Below are 22,061 nucleotides of genomic sequence, written 5' to 3' on the forward strand. Positions count from 1 at the left end.
CATGGCTGTCGGGGGCCAGGTGGTTCACGCTAGGGTCGGCAGAGTGCCTCCGGTTCAGCCACAACCCATCCTCGCGCCGCTGACGCCGGCCGCGATCTTTCTCGTGGCCACCATCGATGACGGCGGTGCGGCGGCAGTGCACGACGCACTGGCCGACATCTCGGGATTGGTGCGCGCGATAGGGTTTCGCGACCCGAGCAAGAATCTGTCGGTGGTGACCTCGATCGGCTCAGACGCCTGGGACCGGTTGTTTGCCGGCCCGCGGCCGGCGAAGCTGCATCCGTTCGTCGCGCTGCACGGGCCGCGGCACACCGCGCCGGCCACTCCGGGGGACCTGCTGTTCCACATTCGCGCCGAGAGCATGGACGTGTGCTTCGAATTGGCCGGGCGCATTCTCAGCGCGATGGCCCGCGCCGTCGCCGTTGTCGACGAGGTGCACGGATTCCGCTTCTTCGACAACCGCGATCTGCTGGGTTTCGTCGATGGCACCGAAAATCCAAGCGGCCCAATCGCTGTCAGCGCAACCGCCGTCGGTGACGAGGATCCGGAGTTTGCCGGCGGCTGCTATGTGCACGTGCAGAAGTATGTACACGACATGCGGTCCTGGGATTCGCTGTCGGTCACCGAGCAGGAGCGGGTGATCGGGCGCACCAAACTGGAAGACATCGAGCTCGGCGATGACCTGAAGCCGGCCAACTCGCATATCGCGCTCAACGTCGTCACCGACGACGACGGCACCGAGTTGAAGATCGTCCGGCACAACATGCCGTTCGGCGAGGTCGGCAAGGGCGAGTACGGCACGTACTTCATCGGCTATTCACGCGCGCCCGAAGTCACCGAACAGATGCTGCACAACATGTTTCTCGGCGATCCCCCCGGAAACACCGACCGCATTCTGGATTTTTCCACGGCAGTCACCGGCGGGCTGTTCTTCTCCCCCACCGCCGACTTCCTCGACGATCCGCCGCCGCTGCCCCGATCACCGGCGCCCGCGGCGGCGGCCGTGCCGGCCCCCGACGGTTCACTCTCGATCGGCAGCCTGAAAGGACCCTCCCGATGAACAACCTGTACCGCGAATTGGCTCCGGTCACCGAAGCCGCTTGGGCCGAAATCGAATTGGAGGCCACCCGGACGTTCAAGCGGCATATCGCCGGGCGCCGGGTGGTCGACGTCAGCGGTCCCGGCGGACCGGTCGCCGCGGCGGTCAGCACCGGTCGGTTGCTCGACGTGACCGCGCCCACCGACGGCGTCATCGCCCACCTGCGTGCCAGCAAGCCCCTGGTTCGGCTGCGTGTCCCGTTTACCTTGTCGCGCAACGAGATCGACGACGTCGAGCGTGGTTCCCAGGACTCGGACTGGGACCCGGTGAAGGCGGCCGCCAAGAAGCTGGCCTTCGTCGAGGACCGCACCATCTTCGAGGGCTACGCGGCCGCGTCGATCGAGGGCATCCGCAGCGCCAGCTCGAACCGCCCGCTGACCTTGCCCGAGGACCCGCGCGAAATTCCGGATGTCATCTCGCAGGCGCTCACCGAGCTGCGCCTGGCCGGTGTCGACGGGCCGTATTCGGTGCTGCTCGCCGCCGACGTCTACACCAAGGTCAGCGAAACCACCGAGCACGGCTACCCCATCCGCGAACACCTGAACCGGCTGGTCGACGGCGACATCATCTGGGCGCCGGCCATCGACGGCGCTTTCGTGCTGACCACCCGCGGGGGTGACTTCGACCTGCAGCTGGGCACCGACGTCGCGATCGGGTACATCACCCACGACGCCGACACCGTGCAGCTCTATCTGCAGGAAACCCTGACCTTCCTGTGCTACACCGCCGAGGCTTCGGTCGCGCTCAGCCCGCCTTCGGATTAGCCGGGATCACGCGGGACAGTTGCGGCCGGCGCCGGTGGAACGTGGTGGCCTGCTGGAACGCGTGACCGCATTGGATTAGGAACTGCTCGGCGAAATGACGGCCGACGAACTGGACTCCCAGCGGCGTACCGCGCGCGGTGACTCCCGTCGGCAGGCATATCGCCGGGTTACCACTGACATTGAATGGGGCGGTCGGTCTTGCCAGCGTGGCGGTCAGCACCGGGTCCGTACCGAGCGTCCCGATGCTGTCCAGGCTCGGCGACGCCAGGCCGGCACTGGGCATCAACACCAGATCCACATCCGCAAACACCCGCTGCAGCGCGTCGGTGAATTCCTGCCGCTGCGCGATCAGCCCTTGGTACTCAACGGCACTCAGTTCGCGTCCGTTGTCGATGAGCCGACGCAGCACGGGCCCGTACTCGTCGGCACGTGCCGGATAGGTCTCGGCATGCGCGATCGCCGTCTCGAACCCGCGCATCGTGGCGAATACGTCGACGATCCGATCCAGCGGGGGCAGTGTGATCTCGACGATCGACCAACCGATTCCTTCGAGTGTCGTGACGACCTGGGCCATCATGGATTTGGTGTCCTCATCGAATCCGGACAGTTGTGACCAGTCCACGCCGGCTCGGGGCACCCGGGTCAGCGCGAGGTCGGCCGCATAGTTGGGCACCGGCGTCCGCGATGACGTCGGGTCGCGGACGTCGAATCCGGCAATGACGCTCAGTAACACCGCGGCGTCTATAGCGCTTCGCGCGATAGGTCCGACGTGGTCGAAACTTGCTGCCAGCTCGACGATTCCATACCGGCTCACCCGGCCCCAGGTTGGCTTGATTCCGGTAAGCCCGCACATGCTCGTCGGGAATCTGATTGACCCTCCGGTGTCCGACCCGATCGAGCCGAAGCACAATCCCGCCGCGGTGGCCACGGCGCAGCCACTCGAGGACACTCCCGCCCAGGTCGCCGGGTCCCACGGATTGACCGGCGCCGGAAGGTCGGGATGGTATGCGAGGTATGCGCCCTCGGTCATGGCCAGCTTGCCGGTGATCACGGCACCGGCTGCGCGCAGCCTCGCCACGACCGTGGCGTCATACGACGACCGGAATTCGCGATGGATGACGGTGCCTGCGCCCGTGGGGGCATCGGCGGTGTAGCAGAGATCTTTCACACCGATGGGCACACCATGCAGGACTCCCCGGCGGTGCCCCCGGGCGAGTTCAGCGTCGGCAGCGCGAGCGGCCTCGACCGCGGAGTCCGCCATGACGAACACGTGGCTTTTCAGCCCCGCATCGAGCTTCTCGATTCGGCGCAGCGTCGCGTGGGTCAGTTCCGCCGAGCTGACCTGCCGAGTGCGAATCAGCTCGGCGACCTCGGTCAGTTCGAGCTTCCAGATCTCATCGTCGTCCAGTTGCGCGGAAACCTCAGATCTCCTGGCTGTCACCGAATCTCGGCGGCCGCCGCTGGCTGAAGGCGGCCACCCCTTCTCGGACATCGGCTCCTTCGTAGGCTTCGACACCGAATCGGATCAGGGCATCGGTATCGGCCGCGGTCAGCGCCCGGCCGTGCATATTGGCAACCACCTTCGTCGCGCGCATGGTCACCGCCGACTGCCGGCAGATCTGACCGACCAGTTTGGCTGTCGCGTCCGGCAATTCGGCTGCCGCGACGACCTTCTGCACCAATCCCCACCGCGCGGCCTGCTCGACGTCGACCAGCTCTGCGCTGAACAACAGATACTTCAGGGCCGCCGGACCGATAAGGCCCGCAACGGTATCGGACTCGGTGAGACCGAGCGTGACGCCGAGCTTGCCGATCGGGATGCCAAAGCGCGCGTCGTCGGCCGCGATACGGACATCGCACGCGGCGATCAGTTCGCAGCCGCCACCGACGGCAAGACCACGCACCGCCGCGATCACCGGAACCGGTAGGGCGGTCACGGCTCGGAGGCAGGCCGCGACGCTCTCGTTGTAGTTCGCCGCGTCCACAGCGGTCATCCGGGTCCGCGAAAACTCGCTGATGTCGGCGCCTGCGGCGAACGCCGCATCGCCCGCGCCGCGAACGACAACCGCCCGCAGGTCTGATTCCCGCGCCAGGTCGTCGAACAGCAGCTTCAGCCGGCGCCAGGCCGCCAGGTTCAATGCGTTGTGCGCCTGCGGATTACACAAGGTGGTAACCACGACGTTCCGGTGAATCTGCACGGCAACGCGATCGATGACCTCCGCGGCCGGCGGCTCGTTACGAATGATGCGGCTTACGACGGCTTCGAGATCTTCGCCGGACGTGATGATTTCGTCGGTGGGGGCCATGCGCATCCTCTCGCTGCCATTGGGCACCCCGCCGCCCCGCCGGCTAGGCGACTGACGACACCGTGCTCACGCTTGCCGAGCCGGCCTCACTCGGGAGTCCGGTTTCGGTCTGGTCGGCGGTCACCACCCATCGACTGATCCTCCACACCCCCTGCTGCTTGACCACGGTGAAGTCGTAACAGCCGGTGAGGTCGGCGACGGGCGAACCGCCTTGCCGGATCGAGAATACTTGGACATAGCAGTGCCCGGTAGCTTCATCGGCGCTTTGACCGGTGAACCACAACGAGTTCAAGGCGTGACGCCGTTTGTTTCCGGCGGCCCGGAAACCCGATTTCCGCACCGAGAGCAACCGCATCACGGTTTCGATGTCCGCCGTAAGCTCGCGGTTGTCGTGCAGCAAGACAAGTTCCGGCGAATCGGTGAACAAGGCACGAAAGTCATCAAGCCTGTCTTGGTCGTAGGTGTAGGCGTAAGCGCCGAACAAGTTCATGATTGCCAGTCGATCTGCGGCGTCGAAGTTCACGCCACCCACGTCTGCGACCGCCATGGATTGTTCTGTCAACATCGATCGACCTTCCCTTTCAAATTTTGTGAGCCCGGCTTACTCGGCGCGGGCTCTGCAGACAAGTTGTAAGCCTCTGGGTGCCGCGGCGCCGCGCGCCGGCGTGTCAGTGTGGCGGCCCGCCGGCTCCCGGCGGCCCGCCCGCTCCCGGCAGCCCGCCGACTCCCGGCTGTGGGCCGCCCAGTTGACCCGGAGGTCCGGCGTGTCGACCCGGAGGGCCGGTTTGCTGACCTGGAGGGCCGGTTTGCTGACCTGGAGGGCCGGGATGCTGACCTGGAGGGCCGGGATGCTGACCCGGAGGGCCGCCGCCCCCCGGCCCGGGCCCGACATCCTGCGTCGGGTGCGGAAGCGGCGGGCCGGGGTCGGCGGAAGCTACCGCGCTACCCAGCGGGCCTGCCGCCAGCGACACGCCAACGGCGCAGAGAACACCGGCCGATATGACACGGATCTTCGACATTCCGAACACCTTTCGAGGTTGGCCGAAACGAGCCTCACTACAACCTTGCGAGCGTCGACGCTGAAACGTCCGTGACACACTGTGATTCACAGTGGCGGCGAGGACGGCTCCCCTCCCGGCGGCATCGTCGCCCCGGCCTGCTCGCCGTTTCCGGCGGCAGCTGCCTCCACGCGGTTTACTCCCCCCACGATTTGTCTTCAGCGGTTGACAATATGAGATACTAGGACCGCGACCCTGCATTGTCAATCTAGATTGACAGAAGTGTTACCGTGAAGTCGCGAAGGAGCCCCGGTGCGGTTGGTCGCCGTCGCGTCGCCCGGTCACGTCCGGGCCGCCGTAGTGGCTCCAGCGCGGGTGACGACGGCCGTCGGCTAAGCCCATCGCCTATGCTGTCGATCGTGGCGGCCAGACCCAGCACCCGAGCACCGCAGACAGAACTCGGCCTAGCATTGCGGATTGCCTGGTGGAGCTATTCCCGGCGAATTGATGTCGAAATGGAGGCCGCTGGTTTTCCGGATCTACAGTTCCCGATGATCTACGTCTTCGCCCTGTATTCGCAGCCGGAGCCCATGACGATCTCCCAGATGGGACGGCAGTTCAGCGTCAGTCGCCAGGCAGCCAGCAAGGTGGTCGCCGACTTGCGCCGCCGCGGCTACGTGCACGTCACTCCGTCGACCACCGACCAGCGCGAGAAGGTTGTCGAGCTGGCACCGAAGGCCATCGAGTACGTCTCTGCGCGCCTGCGCAAAGCGGCTGCCCTAGACCGGGCGATCCGCAAACGCCTCGGTGACGACGGCCGCGACGAACTGATCAGGCTGCTGGGTGAGCTCGGTGCGGTCGCCAGGTCGAAGCTGGATTTCGACCCCGGCATGTTCCCGGTCAAAGAGCCGGGCTGGTATTAGCTCCCGCTCGCCCGGAACGCGATCCGTGCCGATGGCAGCTCAGCGGTGGAAGAAGCCCGAGTGCCCGCTATCGGTGCCGGGGAATTCACTGATGTTTCCGACGCCCGAGTTGCGGATACCGATGTTGAAGAAGCCCGAGTTCTGGAATCCCACGCCATTGTTGACACCATTGAAGAAGCCTGAGCCTCTATCGCTTGAGTTATAGAAGCCCGAGCCGCCGAAGCCAAAGTTGTTGAAGCCGGAACCTAACGGCCCCAAGTTACGCGCGCCAGATGACTTCTCCGCGGCGTTGGTGAAACCTGAGGTGTCGTCGCCCTGATTGAAAAAGCCTGAGGTGCCGGTGCCCAGATTTCCGAAGCCGGAACTCTGACCGGGCCCGTCGCCCACCTGCCCGATGGCCGTGTTCAGGTTGCCGGAATTGAAACCACCGGTGTTGATATTGCCCGAATTGCCGAACCCGGTGTTGGTGGCGCCGGCATTGAAGAAGCCGGTGTTACGCTCACCCGAGTTGAAAAAGCCGGTGTTCCCCCGGCCCGAGTTGAACATGCCCGTATTCTCGTTCGCCGAGTTGAAGAAACCGGTCGCATTGCGGCCGGAGTTGAACGCACCCGTGGCTTCCCCGGCGGTGTTGCCGAAGCCGGTATCTTGCAGCCCGGTATTCCAGAAACCGGTGACGGTGCCGCCCGTGGTTTGAAATCCGGTATTGTTTGTCCCCGATATCTCGAAGCCGACGTTGGCAAAGCCCGAGTTGAAGAAGCCGACGTTGTTGGTGCCGGAATTGAAAAAGCCGATGTTTCCGGTGCCCGAATTGCCCAACCCGATGTTCCCGCTTCCCGTGTTGAGCCCGCCGATACCGATCTGATTGTCTCCGGTGAGCCCGAAGCCGATATTCCCGTTCCCGGTGTTGCCGAAGCCGATATTGCCATTGCCGGTGTTGCCGAAGCCCCAGTTCGAATCCCCGGTATTGCCCGAACCCCGGTTGAAGCTGCCGGTGTTTCCGCTACCGATGTTGTTGTGCGCGGGGCTGTTCGTAGGGCCCACGTTGCCGAAACCGACATTCCCATCGCCCTTGTTGCCCCCGCCAATATTCCCGTTTCCTTCGTTGCCGAAGCCCACATTCTGGGTGCCGCTGTTGCCGCCGCCGACGTTGCTGGTGCCCGAGTTGCCGCCGCCCACGTTGCTGTCGCCGCGATTGCCGCCGCCCAGGTTGGAACTGCCGGTATTGCCGCTGCCCAGGTTGGAGCTACCGGTGTTGCCGCTGCCCACGTTGGAATTGCCGATGTTTCCATTGCCCACGTTGGCGTCACCGTGGTTTCCGTTGCCCACGTTGCCGCTGCCGTTGTTGCCGACGCCGATGTTCTGCGGGAGCCCCAGTGCGCTGGACAGCGACTGCTGCCAGGACGTCAGCTGCGCGGCTGCCGCCGAGGCACCGGCGTGGTAGCCGGCCATCACGCCCACATCCTGGGCCCACATCTCCTCATAGGCGCCTTCGACAGCCGCAATCGCCGGGAAATTCTGCCCGAACAGGTTCGACAACACCAGCGACACCACTCGAGAGCGATTGGCCGCCACCGCCGCGGGGTGCACGATGAGGGCCTGCGCCGCCTCGAACACCCCGACGACCGCTCGGGCCCCACCTGCCACCCCGGCGGCCTGCGCGGCAGTTGCGTCAAGCCATGCCGCATACGGGGCCGCCGCGGCCGCCATCGCCGCCGCCGCCGGACCCTGCCACGATCCGGCGGTCAGGCCCGCCGTCACCGCAGAGAACGAGGCCGCCGACAGGCTCAGCTCCTCGGCCAGCGCATCCCAGGCACCGGCCGCCGTCAGCAACGGCGCCGGGCCCGCGCCGGCGAACATCAGTGCCGAATTGACTTCCGGCGGCAACAACGCAAAATTTGGCGACATCATGACTCCTCTACTCGCCAGGAGTGGATCAACCAAACTTAGTCTCGCCGGGCGGCGATAATCAGCAAATCAGCAAACCCGTTGCCGGCGTGCCGATCTGGCGTCAATTCGCGACCAGTGTGGTTGCTGGAGGCGTAGCGTCGACACCAGGGCTGGCGAAAGGACTGGGAGATGCCCGACGATTCCCACGGCGACGTGGTGCTCGGCGCCGGCCCGGTCGGGCAGAACGTCCCGGAGCGCCGCAGGTTGCCGGAACTGCGCGTAGGGGTGGTCGGACATGAATTGGCAAGGGAGTGCTCATGGTGACCTCGGACGCATTTCACCCGGAATTCCACAGCGACGCAACGCCGGGCGTGGCCGCGCGCAATCGGGTACACCACGTCAGATCATCCGAAATCAGTTCCGACACAGCACAATCAGAGGGAATGCGGCGATTTGCAGCGCTCAGCGGATGTTCCGTCGGCACCGAGAAGCTGTGGATGGGCGAGACGCATGTCGCGCCCGAAACGGCGTCGGCCAACCACCACCACGGCGACTCCGAAACCGCAATCTATGTACGAAGTGGCCACCCCGAGTTCGTGTTTCACGACGGCGTCCAGGAAGTGCGCATCTGCGCCCAGCCCGGTGATTACATCTTCATCCCGCCGTATCTGCCGCACCGGGAAGAGAACCCCGACCCGACCACGCCCGCGGAGGTGGTCATCGCGCGCAGCACCCAGGAGCCGATCGTGGTCGACCTACCGCGGCTGTATCCGCGCTGATCCGGCCGCCTCGTCGAGTGGGCTGAGCACGGTGACCGCGATCGGCTCATTCAGCAGGGCGGGCAGCTGTTCGCGGTAATTCCGGTAATGCGCGGAGCCCCGGTGCTCGTCGAGCGCGCTGCGGTCGCGATAACGCTCGAACAGCACCAGCTCGGCGCCGTCGGCGCTTTCGTAGAGGTCATAGGTGCGACACCCGTCTTCGGCGCGGGTGGGCCCGGTCATTCCCGCCAGCAGGACACGTAGCGCGTCCCTCGATTCCGGGCGGGGGGTGAACCGGGCGATGACCGCGATTGACGACGACATGTGACGACCTTCCGGGCAGGTGTGCCGTCAGCCCTTGACAGCTAACGTGATAAAACGTATTAATACGTCCTATGACGAGTGTCAAGCTGGACCTGGATGCCGCCGAGTTGCGGATATCACGCGGCAGTGTGCCGGCGAGCGCTCAGCTTGCCGAGGCACTCAAGACGCAGATCATCAAGCAACGGCTGCCCAGCGGTGGGCGGCTGCCCAGCGAACGGGAACTGATCGACAAGTCGGGGCTGAGCCGGGTGACGGTGCGGTCCGCGGTGGGGATCCTCGAACGTCAGGGGTGGCTGGTGCGTCGGCAGGGACTGGGCACCTTCGTCGCCGATCCGGTCAGGCAAGAGCTCGGTTCGGGGGTGCGCACCATCACCGAGGTGCTGCTGAGCTCCGGTGTCACCCCGCGGGTGCAGGTGTTGTCCCACAGCGTGTGCGCGCCACCGCAACCCATAGCCGCGGCGCTGGCATTGCCGGAGGTCTTGTGTATTCGCCGGCGCTTCAGTGCGGGCGACGAACCCCTGGCGCTGGTCACCGCCTACCTACCGCCGAGTGTGGGCGACGCTGTGGAACCACTGCTGTCCGGTGCCCTCGATACCGAAACCACCTACACGATGTGGGAACAACGACTGGGCATCCGAATTGCCAAGGCCACCCACGACATTTCGGCGGCCGGCGCATCCGCCGAAGTCGCCGCGGCGTTGGAGCTACCGGTGGGCGCACCGGTGCTGGTGCTCGACCGCACCAGCTACGGCGCAGACGGCCACGCGCTCGAGGTGGTGGTGTTCCACTACCGCCCCGATCGGTACCGGTTCTCCGTCACACTGCCGCGAACGCTGCCCGAGCCGGGCGCCGGAATCGTCGAAAGGTCGGAATTCACATGAACATTGCCGGATCGAATGACCCCCACTTCGGACTTGTCCTGGCGCTGACGGTCAACGGGCTCGCGGTGAGCAGCTACCCCGATATGGTCACCGTCTCGCGAGCCGCAGAGCACTACGGATTCGACTCCGTCTGGCTCTGCGATCACTTCCTGACCGTCAGCCCGGACGACTACGTCAAAGACGCCGGCATCGGCAGCCACTCCAGTGAAACCGGCCGGGACCCACGGCCGACATCGCTTCCCCTACTGGAAGGCTGGACGGCGTTGACGGCGCTGGCCCGCGACACCACCCGGCTGCGCTTGGGTACCAGTGTGCTGTGCAACTCATATCGCCATCCCTCGGTGCTGGCCAAAATGGCCGCCACTCTCGATGTGATCTCCGAGGGACGCCTCGATCTGGGGTTGGGCGCAGGCTGGTTTCAGCGCGAGTTCGAGGCCTACGGCATTCCGTTTCCGCCCGTGGGTGACCGAGTCTCGGCACTGGCGGAGGCTCTGGAGGTGATCCGGACGGTCTGGACCGAGCCGAACCCCACGTTTGCCGGCCGGTTCTACACGTTGAACGGCGCGATCTGCGATCCGCCTCCCATCCAGCGGCCGCACCCGCCGTTGTGGATCGGGGGTGAAGGCGACCGGGTACACCGCATCGCGGCCAAGCTGGCGCAAGGTCTGAACGTGCGGTGGTGGTCACCGCAGCGGGTGGCCCAGCGCCGGGGTTTCCTGACCCGGGCCTGCGAGTCGGCCGGGCGTGACCCGGCCAGTCTGCAGCTGTCGGTGACGGTGCTGCTGGCACCTACCGATTCCGCTGCGGACGAGGCGCGAATTCGCTTGGAATTCGCCGCTATTCCGGAGTCCGGCCTCATCGTCGGGCACCCGGATCGCTGCGCGGAGCGCATCCGCGAGTATTTGGACGGCGGGGTCACCCACTTCCTCTTCACGGTTCCGCGGGTGGTGGAGTCCGATTATCTGCACGTCATCGGTCGCGACATCGTCCCGCCGCTCAAATCGGGGGTCACGGCTTCGTGACTGTTGCCCGCGATATGGGGCGGTTTCTAGAACCGACCGACTACATCGACGCCGACCATCCGCTGGTCCGGGCGACGGCAACCGCGCTGGTGCCCGGTGCCGCATCCGATATCGAGCGGGTCGGACGCATCTACCACTACGTGCGTGATCTGCCCTACGACATCCTTGCCGCATTCCGCTACCTCGACCGGGGCGAATACCGGGCCAGCGACGCGCTCCGGCACGGCGTCGCCTTCTGCATGGGAAAGGCGAGCCTGTTCGTCGCGCTATGCCGAGCAGTGGGCGTGCCGGCCCGTATCGCCTTCCAGACGTTGAGTTCCCCGGACAAGGAGTTTCTCTCCCCGGAGGTCCGTGCCCTGTGGGGAGGCAGATCCGGCAGGCCGTTGCCGTGGCACTCCCTCGGCGAAGCCTATCTCGGCAACCGATGGGTCAAGCTGGACGCCACCATCGACGCGACGACGGCGGCGCGGCTGGGCAAACCCTACCGACGCGACTTCGACGGCGTCACCGACATTGCCACGGTGGAGGGTCCCATCCTGCGGGAAAACGGCAGCTACGCCGACTACCCGGCCGACGTCGCCCAATGGTATGCACGAGTCGCACGGGCAGTGTTGAATGCCTTGGAGTCCAATGACTTTCACGCTAAAGTCGCCGATGACGACGAACTGTGGGCCGGTCCTCGCCGGGAAGCGGTGACGCGCCGGCAAAAGCCGGTCCTGGGTTCGCACTCATCACTCGCATGGGTGATTTCCTCGGCTAGCGCCTGGCGAGGTCGTCGGAGGTGGCTGGATGTGGACCGAGGGTGCCGACTTCAATGTTCGGTAACTGGTCGGCGGCGGCCGCTACGGCGAATAGGGTGGCGGCGGAATAGAAAGCGTCTTCGGTCATGAGGCCGCGCCGGGCCATTTCGATGGGATCCACCGGTCTACCCCATCGACTGCCGAAAAGGTGCTTGAGTTGGATGGGATCAGGCCGGTTCAGATTCAGATGTGGTTTCTGGCAGGCTAATTCGTCACGCTTAACCAGTGCGCAGGCCACCGCGTTCCGCCACTCGGGCAGCCTCGGATCGTCGCGCAGCAGCTCGAGGAAATGCTGCACGGCCGGCAGTGAGCGACTTTCGGCAGTCTTGGTCGTCAGCGTCCGACAGCCCACTTCGATAACTCTCGAAGACCCAGCCGTAGCCCTTCATGCCAAAGGGATGCAACTCGGCAGCGCGCAACGCCCCCATGCTGGAAGATCCAACAACCCGGATTCCGTCGGCGATCAGAGTCAGTAGCTCCTTGTGCCGAACCGACGGGTGCTGAAAAAACAATCCGTCGATGATCAGCAGCGTGTCGCCCGGCCGCAATCCGTACCCGAGAGCCTGGCCGAGGGAGATTGGCGGCATCACTTCGGCATCGGGCACCACCGCTCGGATACCTTCGGCGTCTATGGTGGGCCCGGCTGTGACCACGATACGTGGGCTGGTTGTCATGCCGGCTCCTGCAATGGAACGCGGATCGGCGAGGCAATCGACGCCTTAAGCCCGGGAGCTATCACCTTCACCACGGGAACGCAGGCGTCGGCGAAATCGCAGACCACCGCCAACGGCTCGTAGCCGGCTGCCGCCGCCACAGCTGTTGCCGCCGAGGACACCAACGTCTCAAGCGCGGCGGTGCCGGAGACATCCCACGATATTGGGCCGGTAGGAGGTAGGCGCCGCTTCGATCGCTGCATCGGTGCGTAGGTGTGCACCCTGGCGAAGCGATGGTAGATGGCGGCGGGCAGATCCTCACGGGCACCGCTGATGGCCGTCAGGCGCGATTGCGCGGCTTCCGTAATCGCCCGTGACAACGCAACATTGGGGTCGTGATGCAACCCGTAACCACTGAATGGCAATTCGGCCAAAGGCGACCTCAAATCAGCGCTGAAACAGTAAAAGTCGTCCCACGTGGTAACCATGGCGATCTGCACTTGACTTCCGGCTCGGCAAATCTTCTCGACCAGCTCGGCGCAATCCGAGCTCATCAAAACGGCGTCGAGAGGCACCTCGAACAACGTCAGTCCCGGTTCAGCGGTAGCCAGGGCGTGTCGTTCCATGATCTCGTACAACCCATGCAGACACGCTTCGTAATAACTGTTGCCCGACGCCAATCCCGTAGTCTCCATTGAGAACATCGGCGGATCCCAGCTATCGGCAACCGCGACGTTCACAACCACGGATAACCAGGGAACCCAGGTCCGGCGGCCAGTCAACAACGTGGTAGCGATCATCCAATCAAGGTTGGCTCCAGGATGGTAGAGGCTGCCAGCTGGACGACGTAGCTGCGCCGGATCGTACGTCAGAGCGGACGGTAAACCCGTAGTGGTCGTGGCGAACAAATCGGGTGTGACATTCTCGGCGTGCCAATTCTCCAGGGATTCCATGACGGCAGAGACTTGGGCCGCGCGGTAGGTGGCGGCCTTTCCCTGACTGACCGACAACGTCAAAGACGCCGGGCGCACCGCCTGCACGGTCGGGATTCCGAGATCATCCAGCCAGGTTAGATCGGCAACCCGGGTGATACCGGCCCGCTCATACACCGGTTGCAGAGCTCGCCAGGTCTGCTCGGGAGAGATGATCCGGTGAGTACCTGCCCGATGCCCAATGGTCGTCGGGTCGGCATGACCCAATACCCTTACCGGCCAATAAGACCAATCCGGACCCAACACGTTTCCCGCGTCGGAACCACCCGACGGCGCCACGGCCACAATGCTCCTTGCCACGGGTCGGCGGGGCCTCACGACTAGAGTTATATCGTCTAATGAAGCCCCGCCGAACGACTGGTTTTACTGGTCGAAGTTGTCTGAACTGAACATGGCGGGCATATAGGCCGAGTAGGAAGCCTCCTGCTCGGTGAACAGAAGTTCGTATGACATGGGATCACCTCCTTTTCTAACACCGGTCCGGCAAACGAATCCGCCTGGGCAGAATCAGTTTCGCCATCATCTGCAAACTCGCGACACCGTCGTACGGCGAGTGTGTCCGGACGCCATCATGTGCCGATCTGCATAAATGCCTTGCCCCAGGGGTATTTATTGCCTGTCGAATCGAACAACCAATCTTCGTCGCCATCGCCGAGGGGAGATCGCTACGGGCGGAATGCCTGATGACGGCCACGATTCAGAACACTGACGAGATCCGTGGAGCCGGTGAACTCAGGAGCGGCCGAAACTTCGAGAACCCGGCCCACCGATCGAGGAGGTCGTCGGCAATATCGCGTTATCGGTTCAGCGACCACCGATGTCCATGGAAACCTGCTCGTCTGCAACAAACGGCGCCTCGTCCTCAGTCTGCGCGTCATACCTTCATGTGCGGTGGATCTCGCAAAAAGCCTGGGAACACCTTGCGTTGCCAGGTATGTTGATACGACTGATACCTCACGATGACCACTCTAGTGACCTAATGTATGATGGTACATAGCATTTCGCACCACGTTGCGGGTAATCTGCACTATCATCGACTCGCTGTTGCGGATGGAAATGAGCCTGTCAGCCATGCTGTTGACGAAGCCCGTTCGGATCGCCGCTACTGTCTTTGAGTTCCCTGCTCATTTTTCGAAAGCGGCTGTGCGGCAGTTATTTGCGGTGACCCTATCCGAGAACCTGCGTGGCTCGTCCGAACGCATGCGACGTTGCTCGGTTACGATCTGACGCAACGCAGCGATCCGCATGCTCACGGCTGGCGTAGATCTCGACGAAGATTCTCATAAATCGTCTGTGCCCTGCGCAACTGGCGGTGCAGGGAGGTAGGAAAGCGTTCGATCGATAGCGGCTGACGTTGGTGCGGCGCAATATCTGGCCGCGCCCGGGCCTCGCGGAACAACACATCATGCAGTTTCGGACAACGAGTGTCGTAGCCTGAGCGCGCGATAGCAGGCGCGGCGCCGGGATCGCGAGGGGATAGCCCGAGAAACGCGCCGAGCGCGCCAAGCCGGGCGGCCGGATCGGCCTGCACCGCAGCAAAATCGACCAGGGCCATCCCTTCGTCGCCGGCCAGGGTGTTGTTCCGTAGGTCGTCCAGCGCGGACCACGCGAAGTGACGATCGCTGAACGGCCGCGCCAGTGCCTCCGGCAGCGCGGCAAGGGCGCAGGGCGGGGTGCCCAGGTAAGGCCCGAAGTCACCGATGCCGCCCAGCCTGTTCTGACGAGCCTCGTTGGCCCAGACTTCGCGCTGCAGACTGGGCATACCGAACAGCGCGCTCTTATGCCAATGGGCATGCAGACGGCATTCGTCGAGTCCGCTGAAGTCGCGTTCCTCACGCAGATCGGCCAAGAAGGCATCCCAGGATGCCAACGCGGCGGGCGGGCAGCCCGCCTGCGCCGAGGCGGTCATCCACAGCTGGGGGCTGGCCTCGGCACCGCCCGACAACAGCTCCGCCAGGCCGAGTGTCATCAGGATCAGCGACTCCAAGGCCAATGCGGGCTGGCGTACCAACACCAGAGTCCGATCGATGATCGCGCACCATGCCTGCCACTCGCGATCGGGCCCGATGTGTTGGGCAGTCTCCTTGATCAGCACTACCGCCGGCCGGGAGGTTGGGCGTGGGCTAGCCGCGGCAACCGCGTCGGCGATGAGCCCGAATGTCTCGGCCACCCGGGTGTCGGCCAGCAGATGGTATTGCCCCGCTGGCTCGGTCAGCACCGCATCAACCTGATAGTGCCGTGCTAGCGCGTTGGCGAGCACCGTCGAGCCGGTCCGCGGCGGCGATAGGAGCAGAACGAGGCGGAGTCGGCCGGCCGCCACCCGCTGGAGTAAGTAGCCGTAGCTTGGCAGTTGGGCAATATCCATGCTTCGTTGCCAGAAGTAGTGTCAGCTACGTGCACAATGTTCGGTTGCAACCCATGGGGCATGAATACCACGTACGGGTATGCGGTACCAACGGCGGCGATGTCGGTAGTCTGGGATGGGATCGGCGGCTGTGTCAGTGGCTGTAGTGTGACACCGGTGAAGTCCTCCTTGGTGAATTCCGCGGTCGCGCTGGCGGCCTGTGTTGCGGCAATGACCCTGACGATCAGTGCATCGGGCAAGGCAACCGCAGCCGCATCGTGTCCAACCGCCGCACCGCCGAACAGCGCAGCACCGGACCGGACGCTGGCTGGGACCACCGGCAGCATCGCGGTCACCGGATCCATGGATGCAGCTCCGCAAGTGAAAGTGACGACACCGTTCAGCGTGACCCAGACGCAGGTGCACACGCTCCACGCCGGAGACGGACCGGTGGTCCCGGGCACGGCCAAGGTTTCCGTTTGCTACATGGGCGTCAATGGACGTGACGGGTCCGTGTTCGACAGCAGCTATGAACGGGGCGCCCCGGTCGACTTCCCGCTTGGCGGAGTCGTACCGGGCTTCCAGAAGGCCATTGCGGGGCAAACCGTGGGTTCCACCGTGGCCGTCGCAATGACATCCGCGGACGGCTACCCCAACGGGCAGCCCAGCGCTGGAATCCGGCCGGGCGACACGCTCATCTTCGCGATCAAGATCCTCAGCGCCTCGAGCTGAGCGACAATCTGGAGCCCCCCACCGAATCAGCCGTTACGTCACCAGACGACCCTCAAGGCCGGCAGCCCGGAATAACGCTCGCTTCGCGATGCGACCAGCAGTGAAGAACGGACCCGAGTACGCCGACCCCCTTCCTAGCGAAGCGGAACGTCAAGGGGCATGGACACCTCCTTCCCTAGCCAAACCGCTGTGCCGGATCCAGTGCATCAGGGCCGTCGCGGCGAACACGATCGTCAGCTGGGCGTCGATCGATTCACGCCTGTGGCGATAGTTCCGGCGGGCTTACAGAGGCGACATCGCTTCCGACTTTGTTATCGGTATCGACGACCGGCATGTGCTGCGGTGGCCCGCTTTGCCGCGCCAGCGACGAGATCATCGGTATTTGTCGACCTGCCGAGTTGGCGATATTGCTGGGGTGGCCACCGGCCGAAGCCAGCTGAGCCAGCTGATTCATGGTTTCCGTGAGCTGACCCACTGTGGGCAGTTGCGCAAAACTCTGCAGCTCGCCAAAATCCAAGCTGGGCAGACCGGGGAAGCCGGCCAGAAATTCTGGCAAGCTAGCCACCTCCACCCAGCTGGGCAACTTGCCCAAAATTCCGACGCCCGAGAGCAAGTCGTCCAACCCCGGCAGTCCGGGGAAGATATCGGGAATCGTCGGAAGCCCGGGTAACTTCGGAAACCCGGGGATAGGAAGTCCGGGGCGCGGCCAGTTGAACTGGGGAAAACCTGGCATAGACGGCCATTGGAATTCGGGCAGCCCAGGGATCGGCAACGTGAAGTCGGGAGCGCCTGGGATTGGTGGCCAGTTGAACTCGGGAAGCCCCGGGATGCTCGGAGGGCCGGGGATCGGAATTTCGGGCAGTTTCGGCGGCCACGCAACCTCCGGCAGACCCGGGATCGGTAGCGTCGGTAGCCCGGCGAACTTCGGCAGCGCGGTCAGTATCTCGATCAGCTTGCCAAGCAATCCCTTGAGGTTCATCACGTTGTTCATCGTCGCGAGCGTCAGATAGAGCAGCGCCCCACCGACCACAGACATCGCAGTGCCGCATGGTGGTACCGCGAGCGCGAGCGATAAGCCTTTGCCGACAAGCGGAACCTTTTCAAGCTTCTTGCAGGCCTTTCGCACACCATTGACCATAGTGATCATTGCTGACAAAACCTTACGTGCATCGCGGATGTGCCTGGCCTGGTTCGAGACCAGATTGCCCGCCAGCTTATCGATATCGCTCATCGCCTTCGTGCGGAGTTGCTGAGCGAGGTTTTGACTCGAATATGCTGCCGCCGACGCGCCAATCCAGTTGGCACCAGGTATGGCTAATCCCATCTTGTCGCTGACTTGCCTCAACAAAGACGATCCAGTGGTGAAGATGTCACCAGGGTCGGGAACTCCCGGTCCCATGGACAAGAGTATCCCAGAAATGAATTTCGTCGTCTTGTCGCAGAGCTCAGTTCCTGAACCCATTCGCAACCTTTCCTAGATCGATGTTCTTGTGCATACTGTTGACCTGAACAGTTGCACCGTTTAAGCATTGCATCGAGCGTAACAGCAACCAGCCGGCCATAGACGCACGAGTTTCGTTGCTACGGTTGCTTGTTAGCACCCAGCAAGGTGCATCCCGCATGCCCGGTGAGCGCTGCTGGGATGCTCAAGAAAACTCCAGATATGAGTGCACTGGCGCGTTCGTACCATTCGAATCAGTTGTCGATCACCGCATCTTTCGTAGCACCGGTTCGGTGAAGCGTGAACCCTTACGCACATCTAAATTGAAGGCGCGATCGTACGCTCGTTAAATGCCCGACACCCAACGTCGGTGCCACCCTTTGGCGCACTATGATCGCGCGGCGACTAACGAAGCAAAATTGCCTGGCTCTTCACGATTTCTGCCATCATGGTGAAGCCTGGTCAGGTTTGCCAGACCTTCGAAGTGAGAGCCCGTTGCGGCGATGCTCGACAATTTCAGCTAGCGCTGCCGCACAGCGGATTGACTGATGACCAAGACGATCCGATCATTTTCGGTTTGTCCCGGCACATAGCGCTGCGACCCGGTCGTGCGGCGCCCGCCTTGGCCTGGCCAATCTGGTCCGCTTGCCGTGGCCGCGCAGCACTACCTGCCTGCCCAGATCCCACATTGTCTGTTCGTAGGGCTCACTGGCCTGCACAATGTGGGCTGAAGCCAGGATGCCGTGCGGCTCAGTTTTTGCCAATTCACACAGGCGGGCAGCGATGTTGACTGGCTCGCCGATGACGGTGTATTCGAATCGTTCGTAGGCACCTACGTTGCCCGCCAGGACTATTCCGGCGGCCACGCCGATACCGGCCTGGCATTCGGGTACTTCGGCGGCGAGTCGGTGTGCAATGGCTCGTGCGGTGGCCAGCGCGTCGGTTTCCGGTGAACAGACACCCGCCGGTGCGCCAAAGACCACCAAGGTACCGTCGCCCTGGAACTTGTTTATCAGGCCGTGGCGGCGGCCGACTTCCTCCACAATGACGGCGAAAAAACAGTTGAGCAGTCGGACGACCTCGGCCGCCGGCCGGGCCGTTACCAAACGGGTGGAGCCGATGATATCCACGAAAAGTACCGCCACATAGCGCTCTTCACCACCGAGTTCGATCTGTTGTCCTTCGGCAGCAGCCGCCACGTCGCGTCCCACATGGCGGCCGAACAGATCACGGATGCGCTCGCGTTGCCGAAGGCCCTCGACCATTGCATTGAACCCGCGCTGCAGCTCGCCGAGTTCCGTTCCGTCGAACACCTCAAGCTGGCATTCGAGGTCGCCGGCCTCCACGCGTTGCAATGCAGAATGCACATCTCGCACCGACGTTGCGGTGAGCCATGCAGCGATGAGGTTCGACGCCAAACCGAAGACAAAGGCTGTCATCGTCAGCAATAGCACTGCAGCGCCGAGCTCGGTGACGTTCATGTTTCTTTCCAGCAGCGCGAACGCCACCGCCAAGATGATGGCGATCAATGGAACACCGGAACCAAACAACCACGATGCTGTGGCCCGACCCATCACACCAGGGGAAAGACGCCGCGCTGGGCGTCCCGCTTCAAGGGCGACCGCAGCCGCGGGCCGAAGCATCAACTCGGCAAAAAAGTAGCAGCTCACCGACAATACGATTCCGCTGAAGCTAAAGCCAAAGACAAACTTTGGGATATAACCTGGGCTCACACTTCCGTAGAGCAGCGCGAACAAGACGGCACCGATCGTCCACAGCACCATCGGAACCAACGCCAACCGCCATGGCGCCAGGAAGGCGTTGCGTTGATCTTTGGCCGTCAACGGCCGGTCGTCGTTCTTCCAACGCAGTTGGTCAAGGATGCGTTTGGTAACCCAAACCCAGCCCAGCCCAATCGAAGCGGCAACATAAAGTGGGACAACCTCTTCCGAAATCCACACAACGTGCGGATCGAACACATTGGGTGCTGGGATCGCGACGGTCACCAGCAGCAACACCACACCGATACCCATAAGATTGGCCATCGTGACGACACCGAGTAACACCGGCCGGGTGATGGGCTTGTTGTCCCGCGGCACGAAGACATTGTGGAACCACATTCTGGCGGTCATGATGCACGCCCATTCCATCGATACCGCTGGGCGCCAAAAACATCCAAATTAACCCCGTGACGGCTGACATCAATTTGGAATTCCCTGGCCGCCGGCTCACGGTCGGCAGACAAACACCGTGAGTCCGAAATCTGGTCTGCGCGTCGCCGTGTCTTCAAGCTCGTTGCTCCAATCATCGCTGCTTCATCACGTGTCCCCAATCCCGCCGTTGCGTGGCAACCGAGTCGGCGCGACCTCGCTACCGGTGCGTCCATGCGTGATGCGGTGGCCGAGCAGCCCCCCTTCCAGCTGCCGTGCTAATACCGTACCGCGGCTGGTCATATACCCCGTAATGGTGTATCTCACATGGGCGCAATGCGCGCGGCTGATTTCAGCAATGAACTAAACTAACTGCCACCGAACCGACTTCAATGAACCGTGGAACTGGTACCGCCTCTCACGACAGCCCGTGATTCGTAGTCGATATACCCCGTATTGGTATCGGTAGGGCTCGCAGAAACCAACTGGTACCAAGGACTGATCATCCGGCCTCGTCGAGATCGATGACCACCTTGATATCTGCCTCGCGGTGTTCGAAGGCCTCGCCGGCCCTTGCAAGCGGAATGCGGCGGGTGATCAGCCGTTGCAGCCAAGCTTCATCAGCACGGGCCAGAACGTCAGCAGCCCCTCGAAAGTGACGCATGTTGGAGTTGACCGACCCGACGACCACGTCGTTTTTCAGCACAATGTCTCGGTTCAGGGTGCCGGCGTCGACGTCGACGTGGTGCCCGCTAGACAGCAGGCCGAGTAGGCAGGTGATTGCGTAAAAGTTGGTATTGCGGATCGCATCGACAACCACGGCGCCTACCCCGGTGGCCTCGATTACCACGTCCGGACGAATCTTCTTCGCGACAGACTCGACGTCGTCGTGGTAATAAGTGGCGCCCAGCGCCCGCACCGCTTCGGGCTTGGGGCCACTGGTCACCCGATCCACCACATGGGTTTCCAGGCCCCGCTGGGTAGCCGTCAAGGCGGCCAGCAATCCGATCGGCCCGGCGCCGGTGACCAACACTCGCTCCGGCTCGAACCAGCCCCGAGCACCGATCCGGTCTATCTGCTCCCACGCCTTGACTACGACCGACGTGGGCTCAGTCAAGACACCAACATGCTTCAGTGCCGGGTCCAGCCGCACCGCGTATTTTTCTTCAACGCACCACGTTTGGCTGCCGTAGCCGTGTAGTTCCTTGATGCCGCGTTCCGTGTAGCGGCCGTTGCGGCAGTTGTCGAATTCGGCGCGGGCGCATGCCCCACAGGGCACCGGATCGGGCCGACGTACCACACCCACCACCAGATCACCGGCCGAGAAGCTACTGCCTGGCGGCGCCTGCCGCACCCGGCCGAGCGATTCATGACCGAGCACCATCCACGATGACCCACTCGGGGGCAATCCGATATCGCCGGCGGCAAGTTCCTTGTCTGTGCCGCAGACACCCAGCGCCAACCCGTCGACCAAGAGTTCTTCGGCAGCCGCGATGGGCTCGGGCAGATCGACCACTTGCATTGATCCCTTGCGGCCCGGCTCTATCGTCAGAGATTGCATCGCAATTCCCCCTTCTCCGCTGTAACCGAACTGTGCACCGCCGCAACGGAGGTGACCGCGCCGGACAGCAATTCATCACGGTTTCCTGGTTCATGCACTCCGCTGAAGAATGCGTCGGCCACCGAGATGTATGTCGTCGAGCTGAGCTTCTCGACGGCCAAGCTACTGCGGTACAACTTCGACGTCGGTTCGCCGTATCGCTTGCCGGCATTGACATATCCGCTCATCCGCAGCGGATCAATCGCCAGCACCGCAGGCAACCGGTCGAACAAGACGAGATCACCGGCGGTAACCGCCGTCCTGTTACCCGAGTTACCGCCGCCCGCCGCTGGCACCTCTGACGCCATCTCCACAATCTCTTGCGGTTCCCGGATTGGGCCGGTCCGGTGGCGGAGCTCTGAACCAGGGGCGATGGGACCGGCCTTC

Annotated in this window: 18 protein-coding genes and 3 pseudogenes; 9 read left to right on the forward strand and 12 right to left on the reverse strand. The window is 63.4% G+C overall.

The genetic code is table 11. The annotated features are described in order from the left end of the window. Position 1 precedes the first annotated feature (1 nt). Positions 2 to 1,060, forward strand: coding sequence for a Dyp-type peroxidase (locus B4U45_RS10575; protein WP_176357836.1), 1,059 nt, complete (start codon positions 2 to 4; stop codon positions 1,058 to 1,060). After that, positions 1,057 to 1,863 (forward strand): family 1 encapsulin nanocompartment shell protein, encoded by an 807-nt coding sequence (locus B4U45_RS10580; protein ID WP_075547470.1) that lies wholly within the window; start codon positions 1,057 to 1,059, stop codon positions 1,861 to 1,863. The genes B4U45_RS10575 and B4U45_RS10580 overlap by 4 nt, the downstream gene beginning before the upstream one ends. Here the strand turns inward: B4U45_RS10580 and B4U45_RS10585 are convergent. From B4U45_RS10585 to B4U45_RS10595, 3 genes are read right to left on the reverse strand one after another with little or no spacing between them, the layout of a single operon-like run. Next, the gene (locus B4U45_RS10585; RefSeq protein WP_089025243.1) at positions 1,844 to 3,355 is read right to left on the reverse strand and encodes an amidase; all 1,512 of its coding nucleotides are present in this window, start codon (positions 3,353 to 3,355) and stop codon (positions 1,844 to 1,846) included. The two genes, B4U45_RS10580 and B4U45_RS10585, sit on opposite strands and share 20 nt — an antisense overlap. Beyond that, the gene (locus B4U45_RS10590; protein ID WP_075547491.1) at positions 3,285 to 4,169 is read right to left on the reverse strand and encodes an enoyl-CoA hydratase/isomerase family protein; all 885 of its coding nucleotides are present in this window, start codon (positions 4,167 to 4,169) and stop codon (positions 3,285 to 3,287) included. Before B4U45_RS10590 ends, B4U45_RS10585 begins: the two co-directional genes overlap by 71 nt. Positions 4,170 to 4,212: 43 nt before the next feature. Continuing rightward, the gene (locus tag B4U45_RS10595; RefSeq protein WP_082275442.1) at positions 4,213 to 4,734 is read right to left on the reverse strand and encodes a nuclear transport factor 2 family protein; all 522 of its coding nucleotides are present in this window, start codon (positions 4,732 to 4,734) and stop codon (positions 4,213 to 4,215) included. Between the two features lie 852 nt (positions 4,735 to 5,586). On the opposite strand from B4U45_RS10595, the gene B4U45_RS10600 reads away from it, so the two are divergent. Then, positions 5,587 to 6,090, forward strand: a complete 504-nt coding sequence (locus B4U45_RS10600) for a MarR family winged helix-turn-helix transcriptional regulator (RefSeq protein ID WP_240316510.1) — start codon at positions 5,587 to 5,589, stop codon at positions 6,088 to 6,090. A 39-nt stretch (positions 6,091 to 6,129) separates the two neighbouring features. Here B4U45_RS10600 and B4U45_RS10605 read toward each other — a convergent pair whose 3' ends face one another. Then, on the reverse strand, positions 6,130 to 7,995 hold the full coding sequence (locus B4U45_RS10605) for a PPE family protein (RefSeq protein ID WP_075547489.1): 1,866 nt from the start codon (positions 7,993 to 7,995) through the stop codon (positions 6,130 to 6,132). Between the two features lie 171 nt (positions 7,996 to 8,166). Here B4U45_RS10605 and B4U45_RS29835 point away from each other — a divergent pair. Together B4U45_RS29835 and B4U45_RS10610 are read left to right on the forward strand one after the other, a co-directional pair. Next, a pseudogene (locus B4U45_RS29835) lies at positions 8,167 to 8,298 on the forward strand (hypothetical protein); the annotation flags it as partial. Next, entirely contained in the window at positions 8,295 to 8,756 is a 462-nt protein-coding gene (locus B4U45_RS10610) for a cupin domain-containing protein (protein ID WP_083155330.1), read from the forward strand. The pseudogene B4U45_RS29835 and the gene B4U45_RS10610, both read left to right, overlap by 4 nt. Here B4U45_RS10610 and B4U45_RS10615 read toward each other — a convergent pair. Beyond that, positions 8,733 to 9,059 carry a putative quinol monooxygenase gene (locus B4U45_RS10615; protein ID WP_075547466.1) on the reverse strand — a complete coding sequence of 109 codons (327 nt, stop codon included), beginning with the start codon at positions 9,057 to 9,059 and terminating at the stop codon, positions 8,733 to 8,735. The two genes, B4U45_RS10610 and B4U45_RS10615, sit on opposite strands and share 24 nt — an antisense overlap. A 71-nt stretch (positions 9,060 to 9,130) precedes the next feature. On the opposite strand from B4U45_RS10615, the gene B4U45_RS10620 reads away from it, so the two are divergent. The 3 genes and pseudogenes from B4U45_RS10620 to B4U45_RS10630 all read left to right on the forward strand — a co-directional run. Beyond that, positions 9,131 to 9,940 (forward strand): Rv0792c family HTH-type transcriptional regulator, encoded by an 810-nt coding sequence (locus B4U45_RS10620; protein ID WP_075547465.1) that lies wholly within the window; start codon positions 9,131 to 9,133, stop codon positions 9,938 to 9,940. Further along, entirely contained in the window at positions 9,937 to 10,962 is a 1,026-nt protein-coding gene (locus B4U45_RS10625) for a TIGR03560 family F420-dependent LLM class oxidoreductase (protein ID WP_075547464.1), read from the forward strand. Before B4U45_RS10620 ends, B4U45_RS10625 begins: the two co-directional genes overlap by 4 nt. 14 nt (positions 10,963 to 10,976) lie before the next feature. Continuing rightward, positions 10,977 to 11,642 (forward strand): annotated as a pseudogene (locus B4U45_RS10630) (transglutaminase-like domain-containing protein); the annotation flags it as partial. Between the two features lie 76 nt (positions 11,643 to 11,718). On the opposite strand, the pseudogene B4U45_RS29140 reads toward B4U45_RS10630, so the two are convergent. From B4U45_RS29140 to B4U45_RS10645, 3 genes and pseudogenes are all read right to left on the reverse strand, one after another. Continuing rightward, positions 11,719 to 12,436: pseudogene (locus tag B4U45_RS29140) on the reverse strand (TfuA-like protein). Beyond that, positions 12,433 to 13,686: a YcaO-like family protein gene (locus B4U45_RS10640; RefSeq protein WP_082275447.1), complete on the reverse strand. Its 1,254-nt coding sequence runs from the start codon at positions 13,684 to 13,686 to the stop codon at positions 12,433 to 12,435. Before B4U45_RS10640 ends, B4U45_RS29140 begins: the two are co-directional and overlap by 4 nt. A 970-nt stretch (positions 13,687 to 14,656) precedes the next feature. Continuing rightward, entirely contained in the window at positions 14,657 to 15,772 is a 1,116-nt protein-coding gene (locus tag B4U45_RS10645) for a hypothetical protein (RefSeq protein WP_075547462.1), read from the reverse strand. Between the two features lie 210 nt (positions 15,773 to 15,982). On the opposite strand from B4U45_RS10645, the gene B4U45_RS10650 reads away from it, so the two are divergent. Next, on the forward strand, positions 15,983 to 16,483 hold the full coding sequence (locus B4U45_RS10650) for an FKBP-type peptidyl-prolyl cis-trans isomerase (RefSeq protein ID WP_241780263.1): 501 nt from the start codon (positions 15,983 to 15,985) through the stop codon (positions 16,481 to 16,483). Between the two features lie 253 nt (positions 16,484 to 16,736). On the opposite strand, the gene B4U45_RS10655 is transcribed toward B4U45_RS10650, so the two are convergent. The 4 genes from B4U45_RS10655 to B4U45_RS10670 form a co-directional block, all read right to left on the reverse strand. Continuing rightward, positions 16,737 to 17,945 carry an EspA/EspE family type VII secretion system effector gene (locus tag B4U45_RS10655; RefSeq protein ID WP_075547460.1) on the reverse strand — a complete coding sequence of 403 codons (1,209 nt, stop codon included), beginning with the start codon at positions 17,943 to 17,945 and terminating at the stop codon, positions 16,737 to 16,739. 545 nt (positions 17,946 to 18,490) lie between these two features. Continuing rightward, positions 18,491 to 20,056 carry an adenylate/guanylate cyclase domain-containing protein gene (locus B4U45_RS10660; protein ID WP_240316511.1) on the reverse strand — a complete coding sequence of 522 codons (1,566 nt, stop codon included), beginning with the start codon at positions 20,054 to 20,056 and terminating at the stop codon, positions 18,491 to 18,493. Between the two features lie 520 nt (positions 20,057 to 20,576). Then, entirely contained in the window at positions 20,577 to 21,635 is a 1,059-nt protein-coding gene (locus B4U45_RS10665; RefSeq protein ID WP_075547459.1) for a glucose 1-dehydrogenase, read from the reverse strand. After that, positions 21,623 to 21,982 (reverse strand): FAD-binding oxidoreductase, encoded by a 360-nt coding sequence (locus tag B4U45_RS10670; protein ID WP_131808304.1) that lies wholly within the window; start codon positions 21,980 to 21,982, stop codon positions 21,623 to 21,625. The genes B4U45_RS10665 and B4U45_RS10670 overlap by 13 nt, the downstream gene beginning before the upstream one ends. Between the last annotated feature and the right edge of the window lie 79 nt (positions 21,983 to 22,061).

The sequence above is a fragment of the Mycobacterium persicum genome (assembly GCF_002086915.1).
Taxonomy (GTDB): Bacteria; Actinomycetota; Actinomycetes; order Mycobacteriales; family Mycobacteriaceae; genus Mycobacterium; species Mycobacterium persicum.

What these genes read in the sequence shown, in the direction of transcription:
- B4U45_RS10575 (WP_176357836.1), top strand. Translation starts at nt 2, where the DNA reads ATGGCTGTCGGGGGCCAGGTGGTTCACGCTAGGGTCGGCAGAGTGCCT.
- B4U45_RS10580 (WP_075547470.1), top strand. Translation starts at nt 1,057, where the DNA reads ATGAACAACCTGTACCGCGAATTGGCTCCGGTCACCGAAGCCGCTTGG.
- B4U45_RS10585 (WP_089025243.1), bottom strand. Translation starts at nt 3,355, where the DNA reads ATGTCCGAGAAGGGGTGGCCGCCTTCAGCCAGCGGCGGCCGCCGAGAT.
- B4U45_RS10590 (WP_075547491.1), bottom strand. Translation starts at nt 4,169, where the DNA reads ATGGCCCCCACCGACGAAATCATCACGTCCGGCGAAGATCTCGAAGCC.
- B4U45_RS10595 (WP_082275442.1), bottom strand. Translation starts at nt 4,734, where the DNA reads ATGTTGACAGAACAATCCATGGCGGTCGCAGACGTGGGTGGCGTGAAC.
- B4U45_RS10605 (WP_075547489.1), bottom strand. Translation starts at nt 7,995, where the DNA reads ATGTCGCCAAATTTTGCGTTGTTGCCGCCGGAAGTCAATTCGGCACTG.
- B4U45_RS10610 (WP_083155330.1), top strand. Translation starts at nt 8,295, where the DNA reads ATGGTGACCTCGGACGCATTTCACCCGGAATTCCACAGCGACGCAACG.
- B4U45_RS10615 (WP_075547466.1), bottom strand. Translation starts at nt 9,059, where the DNA reads ATGTCGTCGTCAATCGCGGTCATCGCCCGGTTCACCCCCCGCCCGGAA.
- B4U45_RS10620 (WP_075547465.1), top strand. Translation starts at nt 9,131, where the DNA reads ATGACGAGTGTCAAGCTGGACCTGGATGCCGCCGAGTTGCGGATATCA.
- B4U45_RS10625 (WP_075547464.1), top strand. Translation starts at nt 9,937, where the DNA reads ATGAACATTGCCGGATCGAATGACCCCCACTTCGGACTTGTCCTGGCG.
- B4U45_RS10645 (WP_075547462.1), bottom strand. Translation starts at nt 15,772, where the DNA reads ATGGATATTGCCCAACTGCCAAGCTACGGCTACTTACTCCAGCGGGTG.
- B4U45_RS10650 (WP_241780263.1), top strand. Translation starts at nt 15,983, where the DNA reads ATGACCCTGACGATCAGTGCATCGGGCAAGGCAACCGCAGCCGCATCG.
- B4U45_RS10655 (WP_075547460.1), bottom strand. Translation starts at nt 17,945, where the DNA reads ATGGGTTCAGGAACTGAGCTCTGCGACAAGACGACGAAATTCATTTCT.
- B4U45_RS10660 (WP_240316511.1), bottom strand. Translation starts at nt 20,056, where the DNA reads ATGACCGCCAGAATGTGGTTCCACAATGTCTTCGTGCCGCGGGACAAC.
- B4U45_RS10665 (WP_075547459.1), bottom strand. Translation starts at nt 21,635, where the DNA reads ATGCAATCTCTGACGATAGAGCCGGGCCGCAAGGGATCAATGCAAGTG.
- B4U45_RS10670 (WP_131808304.1), bottom strand. Translation starts at nt 21,982, where the DNA reads ATGGCGTCAGAGGTGCCAGCGGCGGGCGGCGGTAACTCGGGTAACAGG.